The organism is Caballeronia sp. LZ029 (assembly GCF_031451275.1).
Lineage (GTDB): Bacteria > Pseudomonadota > Gammaproteobacteria > Burkholderiales > Burkholderiaceae > Caballeronia > Caballeronia jiangsuensis.
The window spans coordinates 166,682-182,106 of sequence record NZ_JARUXO010000004.1 but is presented as its reverse complement, the minus strand read 5'-3'; the positions used below and the strand labels follow the sequence as shown (position 1 = coordinate 182,106).

The 15,425-nt window shown below is 56.2% G+C and carries 11 protein-coding genes and 3 pseudogenes; 5 read left to right on the top strand and 9 right to left on the bottom strand.

Annotated elements, in window-relative coordinates:
- Positions 1-12: 12 nt before the first annotated feature.
- Positions 13-251, top strand: a pseudogene (locus QCE73_RS26805) (MFS transporter); the annotation flags it as partial.
- 819 nt (positions 252-1,070) lie between these two features.
- On the opposite strand, the gene dmeF reads toward QCE73_RS26805, so the two are convergent.
- The 5 genes and pseudogenes from dmeF to QCE73_RS26780 all read right to left on the bottom strand — a co-directional run bounded on the left by dmeF (position 1,071) and on the right by QCE73_RS26780 (position 5,146).
- Positions 1,071-2,348 (bottom strand): CDF family Co(II)/Ni(II) efflux transporter DmeF, encoded by a 1,278-nt coding sequence (dmeF, locus tag QCE73_RS26800; protein ID WP_309884330.1) that lies wholly within the window; start codon positions 2,346-2,348, stop codon positions 1,071-1,073.
- 8 nt (positions 2,349-2,356) lie between these two features.
- Positions 2,357-2,632 (bottom strand): metal/formaldehyde-sensitive transcriptional repressor, encoded by a 276-nt coding sequence (locus tag QCE73_RS26795; RefSeq protein ID WP_162067963.1) that lies wholly within the window; start codon positions 2,630-2,632, stop codon positions 2,357-2,359.
- Positions 2,633-3,025: 393 nt separating this feature from the next.
- Positions 3,026-3,169: pseudogene (locus QCE73_RS26790) on the bottom strand (TolC family protein); the annotation flags it as partial.
- Between the two features lie 100 nt (positions 3,170-3,269).
- Positions 3,270-3,608 carry a sensor histidine kinase gene (locus QCE73_RS26785; protein WP_309884329.1) on the bottom strand — a complete coding sequence of 113 codons (339 nt, stop codon included), beginning with the start codon at positions 3,606-3,608 and terminating at the stop codon, positions 3,270-3,272.
- A 116-nt stretch (positions 3,609-3,724) separates the two neighbouring features.
- Positions 3,725-5,146 (bottom strand): hypothetical protein, encoded by a 1,422-nt coding sequence (locus tag QCE73_RS26780; protein ID WP_309884328.1) that lies wholly within the window; start codon positions 5,144-5,146, stop codon positions 3,725-3,727.
- Positions 5,147-5,708: 562 nt separating this feature from the next.
- Between QCE73_RS26780 and QCE73_RS26775 the strand changes: the two genes are divergently transcribed.
- Positions 5,709-6,728 (top strand): hypothetical protein, encoded by a 1,020-nt coding sequence (locus tag QCE73_RS26775; RefSeq protein WP_309884327.1) that lies wholly within the window; start codon positions 5,709-5,711, stop codon positions 6,726-6,728.
- A gap of 444 nt (positions 6,729-7,172) precedes the next feature.
- Here the strand turns inward: QCE73_RS26775 and QCE73_RS26770 are convergent, their stop codons facing one another.
- From QCE73_RS26770 to QCE73_RS26755, 4 genes are all read right to left on the bottom strand, one after another.
- Complete coding sequence (locus QCE73_RS26770; RefSeq protein ID WP_309884326.1) at positions 7,173-7,907, bottom strand: CHAP domain-containing protein; 735 nt, start codon at positions 7,905-7,907, stop codon at positions 7,173-7,175.
- A 3-nt stretch (positions 7,908-7,910) separates the two neighbouring features.
- Positions 7,911-9,032 (bottom strand): serine protease, encoded by a 1,122-nt coding sequence (locus QCE73_RS26765; protein ID WP_309884324.1) that lies wholly within the window; start codon positions 9,030-9,032, stop codon positions 7,911-7,913.
- Positions 9,033-9,359: 327 nt separating this feature from the next.
- Positions 9,360-11,759, bottom strand: coding sequence for a hypothetical protein (locus QCE73_RS26760; RefSeq protein WP_309884323.1), 2,400 nt, complete (start codon positions 11,757-11,759; stop codon positions 9,360-9,362).
- A 218-nt stretch (positions 11,760-11,977) separates the two neighbouring features.
- Positions 11,978-12,736, bottom strand: coding sequence for a hypothetical protein (locus QCE73_RS26755; protein ID WP_309884322.1), 759 nt, complete (start codon positions 12,734-12,736; stop codon positions 11,978-11,980).
- 464 nt (positions 12,737-13,200) lie between these two features.
- On the opposite strand from QCE73_RS26755, the pseudogene QCE73_RS26750 reads away from it, so the two are divergent.
- The 3 genes and pseudogenes from QCE73_RS26750 to QCE73_RS26740 all read left to right on the top strand — a co-directional run.
- Positions 13,201-13,332, top strand: a pseudogene (locus tag QCE73_RS26750) (DNA-binding protein); the annotation flags it as partial.
- Positions 13,333-14,062: 730 nt separating this feature from the next.
- On the top strand, positions 14,063-15,028 hold the full coding sequence (locus QCE73_RS26745) for a HipA domain-containing protein (RefSeq protein ID WP_309884321.1): 966 nt from the start codon (positions 14,063-14,065) through the stop codon (positions 15,026-15,028).
- Between the two features lie 94 nt (positions 15,029-15,122).
- Complete coding sequence (locus QCE73_RS26740; protein WP_309884320.1) at positions 15,123-15,368, top strand: hypothetical protein; 246 nt, start codon at positions 15,123-15,125, stop codon at positions 15,366-15,368.
- Positions 15,369-15,425 lie beyond the last annotated feature (57 nt).

Here is a 15,425-nt window from a genome sequence, read left to right as displayed (position 1 = left end):
CACGAACGGTAACACTGGCCGGTCGTACTGCTGGGCGTCGCATTGTGGGGCCTCCATATGGGGCTCACGCAGGGCCCGCTTGCATCCATGGTGCGCATACAGCACCGCCGAACCTGAGAGGTAGGGCGTTCGGTTTTTTCAATTTGATGAGCGGTCTGGCGATGCTTGTGGCGAGCGTCGTCGCAGGCGAGTTGTGGGACCGCTTGGGGGCGGGCGCGACATTCTACGCCGGTGCGGGTTCAGTTTGCTGACCCTGTGCGCCCTAGCTACCCGCAGTGGATTACGCCGAAAGAGCCCCCTCTGGTTGGATACAAAGGGGAACGGAGCGGTGAAGCGGACACGCTCAACTTCGTTCCGAGCCTGCGCGACAAGCGAAAACGATTACGCAACGATTCATTGTTCGTCATCGTCTCCATGATGTTTGTACCAGCCCTTATGTTTGCCGTTGTCATGCCGACGATGTTCATCGCGGTATTCGCGCTGATATCCGTAGCCATAAGCGGGCGCAGGTGCATAGACCACTGGTGCCGGCTGATAGACCACGGGAGGCGGCGCTACATATACCGGACCGGGAACTCCGAGAAAAACGTTTACGTCTGAATACGCTGACGCTAGTCCTGAAACGCAGGCGCAGCAAATTCCCAAAGCGGATAAAACCATCGTTCGTTTCATAGTGCTCTTATTTTCAAGTTATGCAGTCCGCCTGAGCGGTCCGATACATCCCCAAAGTTGATGGTAGACGAGGCACCAACCAGCCGGTGATACGAGAACGCGTCTCCTGTAACCTTTTGTAAGCCGAACGGAGAGTTGCCTGATAATCCCAAGCGCACGCTTTTTTTGAAGGCGGTTCTGTCGGGCCGAGCGCCGTACCTTCAATCTGCCGGCAACTCAGGGACTCGCGTTGCAGCGTGGCCTGCCGTCGCGCTCTGTCGTTAATGGCTTATTGGCGCCGATGGTCCGACATCTTCTTTCACGCTCAAATTTCGCGGAAAGTGCGAAAAGACTCGACGCTCAATTTGGTCTTGCCATCGAAAGCACACGCATCAATCGACGGCGCCTTGACTGTCTGGTCAGGCCGCCGATTGTAAAGGTTGCACTTCAACGGTGACGTGCGACAGCCCGTTGAAACGCTCGAGCGCTGCATGATAGAAGCGCGAGTCTCGCTGGGACTCACCGGTCGCTACCGACACTACAGCACTCATGTGACCAGGACCCACCCGCCATACATGCAGGTCGACGACCTTGTCGCCACGGTCCTCAATGGCGTGTCGCACATTCTCTGCCATGCGCCGGTCAGGATTCATGTCGAGCAGGATTCCACCGGTGTCTCGCATCAAACCGTACGACCAGTTGGCAATCACGAGTGCACCAATGACGCCCGCCAGGGGGTCCATCCACAGCCAACCGAACGCGCGGGCCAGCACTAGCCCGAAGATAGCCAGCACGGAAACCGCCGCGTCGGCCATGACGTGGATGTAGGCCGACCTGATATTGTGGTCTCGGGTTGTTGCCTCATGTGCGTCGTGGCCGTGCTCATGTTCCTCGAACTCAACTCCGTACTCCCCATCGGGCGTCCGCACAATTGCCTTGAAAGCGTGTGGCTCCGGAATGTCTTCCTTTGATTCCAGATATCCGCCGCGGTCCGCCAGCGCGAAAACCTGTTGCGTCCCGTCCGGTCGCACGGTCGTGACGGATACCGCTGAGGCATCCAGTTGCGAACCCTTCGTCGAAGGCGTAATCCTGAAAACAGGCGGCACGCCATCTTCGAAGATGGAAACAGCAACGACACCGGACGACGAATAAATTTTCTGTACCGCGGCTTCATGAGCACGGTCGTCGTGAGCGTGGTCATGTCCGTGGCTATGACTATGGCTATGGTCGTGGTCACCGCCGCTCAGCAGCCACACGCTCGCAAGGTTAACAAGCAGGCCGACCACCGCGATAGGAATGGCTTCGCCGAAGTGAATCGGCACCGGCGACAGGAAACGCGACACCGCCTCGTAACCAATCAGCAGCGCAATCATCGCGAGCACGATGGCACTTGTGAAGCCCGCGAGGTCGCCAAGCTTGCCCGTGCCGAACACGAAGCGAGGGTCGGTGGCATGTTTCCGTGCATAGGTGTACGCGAGCGCTGCAATCAGCATCGCGCCAGCATGCGTCGACATGTGCAGGCCGTCTGCAACTAGCGCCAGCGAGCCGTACATACCGCCGCCGACGATTTCAATCAGCATCATCGCGCTGCAAAGCGCAATCACAGCCCACGTCTTTCGCTCGTTCTTTTCATGACTGGCACCCAAAAAGATGTGGTCATGTCCTGCGCCGAATGCGGCGTCTTTGAAATCGCTCATTTTTGACTCTACTTGAAATAGCTATGAACAACCTCGATGAGTTGTTCAGTCGCACTGTCGCCATGCTCTTCACCGTTGTTCGCATCGACGAGGTGGTTCCTAATGTGGTCTTCCAGCACAACTGCCAAAAGGCCGTTCATCGCTCCACGACAACTTGTAATTCGTTGCAGAACGTCCGAACAGCCGTGCTCTTCTTCAAGCGACCGCTCAATGGCTTCAACCTGCCCCTTGATACGGCGAACCCTGTTGAGAAGCTTCTGCTTCTCCTGAACCGTATGACTCATTGCATGCTCTCCCCATACCCCCACCGGGTATATTACGACTCGCAGTGTACCATAGGGGGTGGGGGTATTCTAGAGTAATGGTTGCGAAGACAGCTCACGAACGCTACGCGAGGTGATGCGGGGAATCATGAGAGGCTAGCAACACCCGGACTCCGCCTTCGTTCAGAAAAAAGGGCGGTCCTGCGCGCAAAATGGACATGCCTCGGCTTGCTGCCGTCTAGCGACGGTTCAACAAGTCGACCGAAATCCTTGCGATGTCGACGAGAAAGAGCCCCTCGCGAAAACGCGGCCGGGGTGCGTTGAGCCTGGAACGCTCAACATCGTTCCAAGCCCTGCGCGATATCCGAGAACGATTGCCGACGATGCTTCGCTTGTCGGCGTGCCCTGTCGCTACGCAACGCCCCACGTCCAGTTCGGGCTTCGGTTACTGTTCGCGACGGCCGTATCGGCATCGGCGAGCGCGATGTCGCGCGACGCGGCGACAAGCGCCGGCTTTACCTCACGCAGTTCCTCCGAATGTAGTGTCGATATGTAGGATATCGAAAGAACCTGAACTTGCGCAACTACTCACTAAGCCTGCGAGGAGCGAGGGCCGCAGCAATGAAATTGCCGTCCAAGGGGTGTGATTCGGACGCTCTTACTGCCGCGTTAGTGGTTGAAAATATCGCGCCCGAAATCCTCTGTCGACATTCTCGAGGACCAGTCGTCCTCCTGTCCACTTTGAGACTTCGGAGACGATGGATAAGCCCAGCCCACTTCCAATCGAGGATGAATAGTCCAGACGGTAGAACGGTTCCAGTACCCGTTGCAGCTCTTCTGGTGGAATGCCGTGCCCTGAGTCGACGACTTCGAACATCACTTCCTTATCGGAGAGGACGACGGAGATGTCGACCTTGCCTCCGGACGGCACGTATCTAACTGCGTTGTCGACGAGATTTCTTACCACGACTGCAACAGCAGCTTCATCGAGCTGCACGAAGCCCTCGTCGAATCGCTCGAAACCAAGGTATCTCGGCGCCAGGTACTCTGTACGGCCTATTGCTGTTGCAGACGCGGTGCCGCAACGTGAAAATGCGCACGCAAACCAGCGCTTCAGGCGCTCTCAGCGCCGTCCGAATCGGGAGATTGCAGCCCTTCGGGTCTGTTTTCGACTGGACGGTCCGGATGCGGGGGCACGCGTTGTGCATCAGAGGCGTCCCAGTCCACTTGTCTAGTCTTCTTGGCCGATTTCGACACCTTTTCTTCGAACGGGTCAGGTATCCGCTCGCAGGCTTGCCATAGCGTCTCAAAAAGGTCGGCATACTTAGCTTCTACTTCTTTGCTTTCGTCACCGAAGGCCGCCGACAAAGTTAGATGACGGCTTTGGCGCAACTGAGTCCGATAAAGCAATATGGTCTCGTCTTGATGATAGAAGAGTCCGTAGAACACCTTGTCCAGGTCCTGAACATTCGAGAAGTTCGCCTCTCGTACAGCGCGAGAAAGGTCCTCATCTGCATCGTTGAGAACCTCGCGCGTTAGGAAACGACATCTGAAGTCGAAGCCCGATTTCTTAAAAAGCGATAGCTGCCTTCGAACAGCTCGGCGCGCATCATTGTGCTTTCCTTGCGGTACATCTGCAACGTTGAAAATCCGACGGATTACTACGCCGCGGCGCAGTGCAAGCAGCGTTGCTTGCTCGTATGCCTCCCTTCCCGCTGCTGTCCACAACCGGAAGTTTGCGAGCGAGTCGTATCTATCACCCTGTAAGAGGCTCCGCATCTGCGCTGAAAGCAATTGCTGATTAAGCTCATATCGGCCTGGCGCGTCATAGTCGCAGGTTGCCCGGCTTCGTCGATACTTAACTACGCTGGCGATATCCTTTAGTTCAGAAGCCATGCCGATGACGTGCCGTCCTAGCGTCCAAGCAAGAAAGTCCACAAAGGGACGAAGATTGATATCCTTATTATCATTGGGCGTAATCTCAAGCTCGTGAAGTTGCATAACTTTGTCCAGCAGCAACTCAACTGAGATGCGGAACCTCCGATACGTTCGGTCCGGAAACGCCTCCGCGAGGAAATACGAAATTGCTTGGAGAGGCTCTTCGTGTTCCCGCACGTATTGAATTGCTGCCGATACATCATCCATATGCTGGTCGAATAGAGGCTGGCGTCGCTCAGTCCACTCCACAAGCGCGTCCATCTGTCGTTGCAACGTCATTTCGCGTTGTGCACGGTCCGTTCCAAAGGCGATAACGTCGACAGCGATGCCAACGATGCCTGCGACCAACGCTGCAATACCTAGGTCCCGGACCAGCCCCTCGACTATCCATTCGAATGGCTTTGAGTGGGCCGTGGAGGGAACGACTAGAAAAACGCCCGCCGCACATAGCAACAGAGCGACCACCCAAGACCACCACCTCTCTTTCGCGAGGGTCCTGAAGACGTCTGCCTTGGAAAGCTTTTGAGGAGCCACCCACGGCTCACGTTCCACCGCCGCCTTTTTGTTCTTGCCTCGGACAGCGAAAGAGGTTGCCATCTTGTACTCCCGATGTCCGCTCAGCCAAAAATTCGAGAATAGTTCGTATATTCTCAGAGCCGCATAGCGTAAACCCCCAAAGGTTGCCGAGCCAAGGGCCCCTGTTGAGGGCGTTCTCTCGAGGACATTTCTATCTACCGGGTATGCTGCCTTTCCAAACGACGATTTACGCCGTCGTCAACTTGGCACCATCGTCATTTTTTGGCGCGCGAGTGAGCGCCGGCTCCTGGCCCTCCTAGTCCATCAGAATCACTCGTGACTTGGCAGGCGATTCCGCCCTCACCCGTCCCGCAACTGTCAATTGCGCGCTGTACATCAATGCGGTCGAAGTTTGTCGGGGGCGCTACGCCAATGGACCGTTATGGTTCATACATTGGTTCTCTTGTAGCAGTGCCCGGCTTGACACGAATCTTTGCGATGTCTTTCAGCGTCGATGGCGGCCTCGATGGGTCTGCGCCGTCGGAAAAATCCCTGTTCACAATAAGTCCAACAAATCTTACAGAATACTCCTATAACTATAAGCCAAACCTTGCACTCGCCTTTTGAATCGTCTGGAGGAACAATGTCCTCTTTCATTCGCGTAGCGCTGAATCATGCTCTCCTCGCAGTTGTCATCGGCTCGTGCTCACTGAGTTTCGCGCAACAAAAGTGTCCAACATTCAAGGAAATCAGCCTCAATGGAAAACAGTCGCCGGGCAGCCGGTTCGCAACGTTTCCGGGCGGATTCGTGATGCTTGCGAAGGAGTTGGCGACTGACACAGACGGCGCGTCGACTGCCTATCACCCTGACAACATCGGAAGCACACATCTGTGCAACGGTTTCGACCTTTATCGCAATCGCCAATGTGTTACCGACTATCCCGCATGCTATGAAGCGGTAAGACAGGCCCAAGCGGTCCACTGGAATCCGGCAACTTCGCCCGCCTTTTGCGTGTTTGCCTTTGAAGCTATCGGACCGAAAGCGTCAGCCGAGAGCAGCAAAGTTCTATGGGGTGCAGGGCTGAGTAATCACGCAATTCCAGTTCAAGGGGCGAGCGACGCGGCGCCCGGCTTTTTCATATCAATGACCGCCTCGCCGGTGCCTGCAAGAAACGGGCATGGGCTGGAATATGCGGATGCCGACCGTCTGCCTTACCTGGTAATGCCAGGTCACCTCACCGGGAAATCCGGACCGACTGGCTACCGCAATGCCGGTGCTATCGTGCGCCTGAAAGACAGTCATAAAGTTTACGCTCTAGTTGCCGACGAAAACGACAATCCCGCGGAAGTCTCGGTAGCGGCTTCACAGCTCCTACACGACCCGGCGCTCAAGAAGCCCAAACCCATATCCGAGGCAGAACTACGAGGTCGGGACCAGCCGCCCCCCTACCCATATAAGTGGTACGACGACCTGAAGCGAGCGAAGGTCGGCTCAAGTGAAGACGGTCCATATCTCGTCTTCGCACTTGGTGCAAAATACGGCCGCGCACCCAACTATGACCCCGACCTCAAAAGGCTCGAGAAGCTTGGAGACGATGCCTTTTCACAACTCGGAGGCCTCGACCATCTCACTACTTGCGCCCGCCAGTTCTTTCGCCTATGACATCGCTCTACGACGTCGCTAACATGTAGACGGCGGACCCGACTGTCGCAACGTGGGGGGCCGCTGATAACCTAAACATCAACGGAGCAACGTTCGCCCACCTAGCATTGCAGCGGATTTAAGACACTGCGTCTGACATCTTATGACAAATAGCTAACGGAAGTCAGATTTGATGGCGGACAAGTCAATTTTCCTAGGTCTTTCACGCGCGCATTTCTCGAATTTTGCGAACTCAATGCCGGCTCCGAGGCCACTCAGTACGACATCAGTCAGGGCAGTTCGAATGTGCTTCCCGATGCGCCGTACGATTGGAATCATCCTTTATCCCTTTTTCTGTTCGCTCGAGCGTTCAGGATAATTTCCCTAATCAGATTAAGACGTCAGGATTGCGCAACGCAGCCATAAATGGAGCGTGTCTCTCTCTGAGTCTCAGCACATACGTTCTCAGGTTCGTGACAAGCTAGACAAAGCACGAATCGAATGAAATTGCAGCTGTTTGCTTGGCGCGATGATGGTCGTCTCGTTTACCGAAGAGTAGCTTTTCCCGGCCTTTTGGTTCCCACCAAGAACGCGGAAGCCACCAGACACCTGCTCCAGAAAGATTGCGACATGCCCATGGCCCACGTCACCGTCCCGCCCGGGTTTGCGGAAGACTATTATGTCGCCAGGCTTCGCATCATTCACTGGAACGGGCTTACCAAGTGACCGGAACGAACCAGACATTGCGTCGTTGGTGTGTTGATAGCCACCGCGAATAAGGCAATAATTCATGAAAGCAGCGCACCAATCAATCGTATCCCCGTATTTGTAAACGTAGGGCTTTGGAAGCGATGTAGCTTGATAGAAGCCGACGAGTACTGGATTCCAATGCCCACCCGGGACGTTTGGCCACTGCGCGTTGTAGAGGTATCCCTTATCGTTCTTGTCAGTGATATTCGCGAAATACCTCGCAGTTTCCAAGAGGTCTTTCTTCAAAGGAGCCGAATCGAGAATCTGCCTCGCCTTCTCATTCTCTGGGCCCGACGCCGGGTTCGTCCCGAACAGACGAAACGACGCGGGAAACGGTCCTTGGATATCTTTATAATCGTCGGCATCGTCTGCGTTCTGCGCCCAAATATTTTTGAATGGATGAACAGCTGTCAGCGCCAGTCCACTTTTTATCACCGTCCGTCGCTTCATTTTTCATTTCCTCGTTTGTATCGTCGTCAGGGTCGCCGTTAGCCATCCGCGCTCGCGGTTCCAACCCGGTCCACTGGTAAGCGTGTACGTCATCTCTATCCATTCGCCCCCTTGGGGAATTGTCACTCGCCTGTTCGATACTTTTGTTGCACTTATAATTGACAGCGAGTAGCTCGAGATTTGATAGCCGGCTTGAGCATATATTTTGCCCGTGGAGTAATCTTTTGAGCTCGCAGGCCGTGTGAGGTCCGCGGGACCGTTGAACGGCGTTTCCTTTGTCTCATCTATCGGATAAGAGAGTCGAATCTCCTTTCTTTTTGCCGCGGTAACATCGACGGTCGAAGCCGAGGCACACTGAATATCTGCACGCAAGTCTGGATTCATGCCTTCGCTCAACAGAGAGAAGGGCACGAAGAACCCGCGCCCCATGATGGTCGGGTCGGTTGAGTCGACGACCGGTGTGCCACCCCTCGTCATCCCCACTACCACGCCATCAGCGTCATATACTGGTGCTCCACTGTAGCCTGCTTGGAGCAATGTGGTGGTTGAAACCGTATCCGAGAGAGTGGAGGTCGTTACCGTTCCGCCGTATCCCTCAAGCGCTCCTCCCAAGGGAAAACCGCGTATATGGATTTCGTTGCCCTCGCCGGGCTTCCACTTCATATCGACAGGTATCGAATCGAGAAAGGAGATGTCGCTGTCGCTCGCAATGAGAATTGCATAGTCGGCGTTGCGATTTATCGACTTGAGCGTAAGATTCATCGAGTGCTTTCCTGCTTCAGGGTCCTTATCGGCGACCTCACCGACGACCACGACCTTGACATCCTCGTTCGGGAAAAGGTGGGAAACGGTCAGGATACTTTTACTTTTTCCGATGACAAATCCAGTCCCGGTAGAGTCCAAATATTGACCGTCTTTTGCCCATGCCGTTCTAACGAGCACGGTAGCATTCGAGTCTCGCGCGGCGATTTTGGTCCAGTCAGTTTCTTCGGAAAATGTCAATCTCGAGAAAGTACCGCATAAGACTATTGATAGCAGTATCGTGCATCGGGTCCGAAAGCCGCCCTCGCCTCCCCGTGTTTGCGGCATGAATGCAGTACGCAAACCACGCTCACGGTCGTTCATTTTCTGCTCCAAGCAAACGGAGAGGAAGCACCCAAGTTCAACAGCGGACGGGGTGTCTGCTCGTTATAGACCATTAAGACCCTAAGTCCAAGGCCTGCAGTTGCTTCGGTTCCTCAAGTGTTAGGGGTGTGAAACTGACACACCAAACTACAGACTGTCAGACACAATGATGCTTGACCCATTCGCGGTACACTGAACCCGGCCGTGTCAGGTTGACCTCGCCGAACCATCGAATGTGGGTCGGATTTCAGTCGAAGTTGACAGGCATTAACGGCATATCGGTCCAATCTTCATTCACTACAGTGGCCGACGGCGCCCCCCGTTTTATTAGGGCGCGACACGAATGGGCTCGGCAACTTGGACCGGGCGCCCGCCGTTCCACCCACGACAGGCATAAGCGTCCTTTCGGTATCGCGGCTTCTGCTCGTTGTACAGCTGGCTTAAGCCGGCCGGTTGCGGATTCTTCGCATCGCCTAGCAGAACTTTCCGCAACTCGTCGGAAGCGTTAGGCAGATATCCGGCGTAAAGCCAGCCAAGGTCTCGGTAGGCTCTAAATAGATTCACGCTGTTCGAGTATGTGGTGAAAGCCGTGCTCGTTTGCGGAAACACCCATTTGTGGGCGCCGTCCTCTGTCGCCGTGCGCATGTCGTGGAAGTACTCAATGAGTGGGCAGCTGTACTGTACCAGCGCATTCTTGTCGGGATACACGCCCTTGCAGACCCTCGGTGAGCCAAGCTGCCCCACCGCCCGATACTTCACGGGCCCATCGGAACCGCCCGATTCGACCGGATACCACTCGTCGACCACCTGTTGCCATTCTTCCTGGTCCATGGCCGCGTTGATGTAGTAGACCTTGATGTCTTTAAGATGCTCCGGCACCGTTGACGGGTCCGCCATTTGTTCTTTCGGAAGTAGCGGGGGTTGCCCACCGACTCCCGGCGTGTACGGAACCACGTGCCCCACCCAAACACGTCGTTTCCAAGCGAAAGGCGTTAGCTTCTTGAAGCTCCCCGGGTTATCGGGGTGTACGTATATCGACCGGTTCTTGTCCCACGTGCACCGTTCAGCGAGGTGGTAATTTTGATTGGCACCGCTGTCTGGTTCCATTGGGTCTCCGTCAAAATCCATGGTGTACCCGCGCACGTTCAAGTAATAATTCGCCGAACAAAGTGACGCCAAAACCAGCGCCCCGCTCTTGGTGTCATAGTCGTTCTCGCCCGCGACGGCAACAATGTTTCTCACCCCTCGACGCATGAGCGAAACGAGCCCGAGATTGTCCCCGGTCTGTCCTCCATCGGAGAGGTGAATTGTCGGGCCCTTCTCAGTTGTTACCGGCGAATCAAGGTAGTAGAACGGCCAGATTAGAATCGAATGGAGCCTGCGGCTGCTGTCGGGCTCGCGGTAGTTGGGGATGTCAAAGCCCCACCGAAGATTGATTGTTTGAAGCCCGAAATTGACCGCGCCGCGTGGTACGTGAATGCTCCTTTGCGCCGTGTCGGCAAAAGCCGCAGACGACAACACGGCCATAGGCACGGTCAAACCCACAAGAAAGGGCGACCCCTGTACGTAACCAAAGCGACCAGAACCGAAGAAGTCGAACGAAATTTCGAAGACATCCGTGCCCAGGTCATAGTGACGCGGGGAAAGGTCCAAGCCGACATTCCCGGTATTCGCCGTTGCCTGGAGTATCCATTTCGGCATGTAGCCGCCAAGTTTCTCTTCGGTGCTCACAGGGTCGCGAGTGTAAATGATGGAAAGGTCACTAAAGTCCAGACACTTCGTCATCTGATAAAAGTAGTCGTCGTAGGGCGAGACGGGCAACACATCCCCCTCTTCTGGCATGTACGCGTACGTCCGCAGGATGCCGTATAGATAGTCGTACTGCGTCGGAGAAACGCGCCACTTCCAATCGAACGCGACGTTTGCGAACCAATTGACAGGCGCAGTAATCATGGATTCTGCGAACATCACAGAAAATGTATTCCCCAGTTGGTGCGCGTATGCCAAGCGGTTCCCAGTGCCGTCCACGAATTTCGACATGTGTGCGTGCCCCGTGCGCAGCAAATCCTGATAGCACTCTACCCAGCCTTGGTAAGAGGCCTGCTGGACGTACTTCCATACCGGAGCGGACAGGTCCGCCTGGTTCGGGTCATTGACCGGGTACGGCGGGAGTTCGTAGCAGGCGGTCCGGTTATTGGGCGTCAAGTGGTCTGGCAGCTCTGCGAGGCTGTACCAACCGTGCCTTACCTCGTCAGGCGACAGGAACTCCACGAAGGGCTCTGTCTTCGTCGAGTCGTTTTCTCTTCTTGTGTCGAGGAAGTACCGCGTGAGCCCGGGGTAGGCTTTGATTGGCGGTTTGTCGTCGAGAATGGTTCTGTACGCCTTGTAGTACAGATAGAAGGCCGTGTACGAACCGCCTGAAACCGACGACAGGTAGTCGGTCTTAAAAAGCCAGCCTTCGTCGACAAACCGCTTAACCACACCCATCGCGAAAGGCGCCGCTTTCGAGCCTCCCCCCGAGAGAGCCAGCCCCAATGTGGGAATGTCGTCTTCTGTCGGCTTGAGCTCCTTCACCACGCCAGAGTTGGTGTTTAAGACGCAGTCGAGATGGTCCGGGGTGTCCTCGCAGAAAGGGAGCGCGTCGGAGATGTCCGAGCGAACGCCGCCGACAACACATCCGAACAGCAACGGAGCGGCAACAAGCAGCACTGGAATTGCCTTTTTCACGGCCTGCTCATATTTTTGATTGCTATTAGCCGAAACAGTTAGACCATTTGATAGTGCCTTTCGGCGCCGCGGGCTCGCATGACAAATGGTAGGAAGCCGACCATGCAAGCCGTATGAGGGTTTTCCCGCTGCTGTTCAGGGCCTCGTGCTTACAGAGAGGCGCCGCCGCCCTCCGAGCAGCGCGCCAGGCGACCTTGTTCTCCGAGCCCGATTTATTGCTAGAGCCCCATCCCCTTGCACAGCATCTCTTCGAACTGACCGGCGACGCGTGCATTCAAGGTCGCCGCGTCGATTCGCTCGACCGGTGGAATGTAGCCCTTACCCTGGTACATGACGTCAGTGCAGGACTGACCTTTGGGCTTCGAGCAATTGGCGTTGATGACCGCCCGGGCGCGGCCATAGTCGGCCTTGGTCGAGTTCACGAAGTCGCCAAGCTTGATGGGCGGATAGCATCGTTTATTCGCATCACATCCTCCACCGGGCGTGCGCCGATAGTTTTCCAGCGCCCCATTCATCACTGCCCAGACAAGGATGCGGTATGAGTTGTCCGGTTCGAGGGCCAAATTCGGGTGTCCGACCAGGTCGAGGTTCAACGCCTGTCCGACGAGCGCATACTTGTCCTTGTAGGTGAGTTGTACCCATCCACGCCCAAGCCAGTCAGGCGCATAGTTAGGAGGCGGACTCTTGAGAATCTCGACAGTCCCTGGGTCGAAATCCTTGATTCCTGTTTCGACAAACGTCGTCGCGAGCATGAACGCAGCAGTGCCGACGGTCGGCACCTTTGGGTCCGTCGACAGCTTGGTCATCAGTGGGTTGATGTTTGACCATCGACGCTCACATCGAGCGTCAGCCATCCCAACGCAGAAATGCTGGCGGAAGAGCGGCTTGACGACGTCCAGATTCAACGGATTCGGCGCCTGCAGCGCACACCCTGGCGCCTGGGCTCCCGCAAGGGTCGGCGTGGTGAGGGCGGACAAGGCGAGGAGTATCGGAAGGAACCTTCCTACCGTAGAGGGGGAATGCTGCCGGCAATGGGTCATCGACGTCTCCTCAAAGAACCGATTCTGATTAGTTGGCGGACCTCCGGAAACCTCTTAGTAATAGAAGGTTTTCCTCCCCGAAACAAGCCCGTCCGGGAAAAACCTCACCGCAATGTCGAGGTCTAAAAATCAAGCAGTCTCGTTGAATTCTTTATGCATATCAAAGCCGAAACGGCCTCCCCCATGCGCGCTATGAAAATCTCCGCGCTGCGGCGCTGCCGACACGCGACTATGAAGACAGGACCTCTGCGCTAAGCGCCGTCGGGGGTGGGTGTGCTACACATGAATGGATAACTCTGGGAGCAACGCATGACCGGCTTCATCGTACCAACACAGCGCCAGATTGCGCAGGCTCTCCGCAATAGCCTGGGTGGGTTCGCATGCGCATCGAGTTTTCGTAGCAGTCGCCGGCCGTCAAGCGCCGCTTCGGCAAGGACCCGTTCACAGGACAGGAGCGCTGCTTTGATGCCAAGCCGGCGACGGTCAAGCTGAAGGTACGTGCTCTCAAGAAGCTGAAGGACGCGGCTGCCTAACGCCCATTCTTCGTGTTGACCCAGGAGCCCGCTTCGTGCGGGCATCTTCGCATCTGCTTCATGAGCCGACGTATGAAAAAATCGACGTGTGGGCCGTATCCGGGGTGTTGAACTGCCGATTGTTCACAAGCTCAAACTCGCGACAAAACGTCCGAGCGTGACCGACCTATGCGATGCGGTCTTCAGCATGCTAAAGAAGCTGGCGCGGGTGCAAACAACATGAGAAGCGCTCGCATACACGGCGACCTATCGAACACCGATGAGCGAGAAGCGGTGCGCGAAGTGCGGCGAGCGCGGCGCCGGCTAATTCAGGAGAGGTACCTGCTGACCGCGGCGGAGTTTTGCCGTCGCTCCGGCATCTCCCGCGCTCAGCTCGCGAGGCGGCTGAAGCAGAGAACCATCTTTGCAACCAAAATCGGCCGCGACTACTTCTACCCCGCGCTCTTCGCCCGACGAGACCGGCTTGGGTCGAGATTAGCTCGGGTGACGCGCGCGATGAGCGCTATGAGTGATGCATGGGCCATGTTTTTCGAACTCGCCTACACGTTTGAAAGCCTAGGAACCCGAACTCTGCCGCAGGCAATGCGGCGCGCAGTAGGTTTTCGCGCGGCGATGCGGTACGCCCGGCAACTGGCACCAAAATAACGGGGAGACTCCCATTAAAGCCGAGAAAGTCTCTCATCTGTGCGTGTTTGCAAACATGGATGGGTCGTGGGTCCCATGCGGGCAATTGTCGCTCACCGAGGACGGTGCCGATTTGGTGGCATCGACCTTTGCATACGACCGAGCGTATCCGCGAAGAGCCAAGGCTTTTGAAATAGACCCCGTCAGCCTGAGCCTTGCCGGCAAACGTCGCGCTGCTGAACTCGAGGAGTCTCCCGCCAATTCCCTTGCGTACTTCGGCGCGATTCGCGATGCTACGCCAGATGCATGGGGCCGACGCGTTATTGAAGCGAAGCTGGGCGCCTCCCTCAACGGCCTGCCCGAATCTCAGTATCTCCTCCAAGCCGGAAGCGACCGCGTCGGTGCGCTCGACGTTCGCTGCGATACGTCCGCACCGTCGCTCGAAGGCGATGATTCGTGGGACGCTTTGCCGAGACTCGCGGAGGGAGCCAGTCTCATTGAGCGCGGGCTTCCCGTTCCACCGGAGCTTGCGGACATATCCGTGCAAGGCGCGGCACTGGGCGGAGCTCGTCCCAAAGCCTCCGTTCGCGATGAGCAGGGAACACTGCACCTCGCTAAGTTCGCGAGCGAGGGAGACCGCGTCGATGTGCCCGCCATTGAATACGCGACGCTATGCTTGGCAGAAAGAGCGGGGCTTCGAGTGCCATCAGCGCGATTGACTCGAGTCAATGACCGCAATGTTCTGCTCGTTCGCAGATTCGACCGCTATTGGGCGAATCCGGGAGGCGCAACGACGAAGGGTGATGCCCGGTTCGTGCGCGGGGACGCTGGAGTCGGTGAGACTGAACACCGCGTGCCGTTTGTCAGCGGACTAACGCGCGCAGGCTGTGATGAGATGGACGCGCGGAGCATGTCGTACGCAGCGTTGGGCGCTTGCATGCAGAAGCATTGCCGAACGCTGCTCGCGTACGACGGGCTGGCTGAGCTTTACAAAAGGATGGTCTTCAATATTTTTGTGAGCAACAACGACGACCAACTTCGAAATTTCGCTTTTTGTGGGACACAGAGCTGAAGAGTTGTGCCTGAGCCCAGTGTACGACGTGTTACCTCAGCCCAGTATTGCGAGCGAGCGCTTCCATCATCTCGGTGTTGGCAAAGGCGGCCGATTGGCGACGCTCGACAATGTGTTGAGCGGCCACGACGCATTTCAAATATCCGAGGCGTTTGCCTGCGAGCTTATCGCCGATGTCTGGGAGGTCGTCAGTCAGTGGCGCGACGCCTTCGACGGTTTCGGCATCGACCCTGAGGAGACTCAGAAAGTGGCCAGTGCCTTCCGGCTTATCAACGACATTGCTAGTCAAGAACTTCGACGGCGACTGCCCTTCGAACCGAAAAATAGCTTGCCCAACTGATGCTTCGCCAACTTCGAGCCTCCATGTTACCGTTCGCAGCTGTCTTTTTTTCGCAAA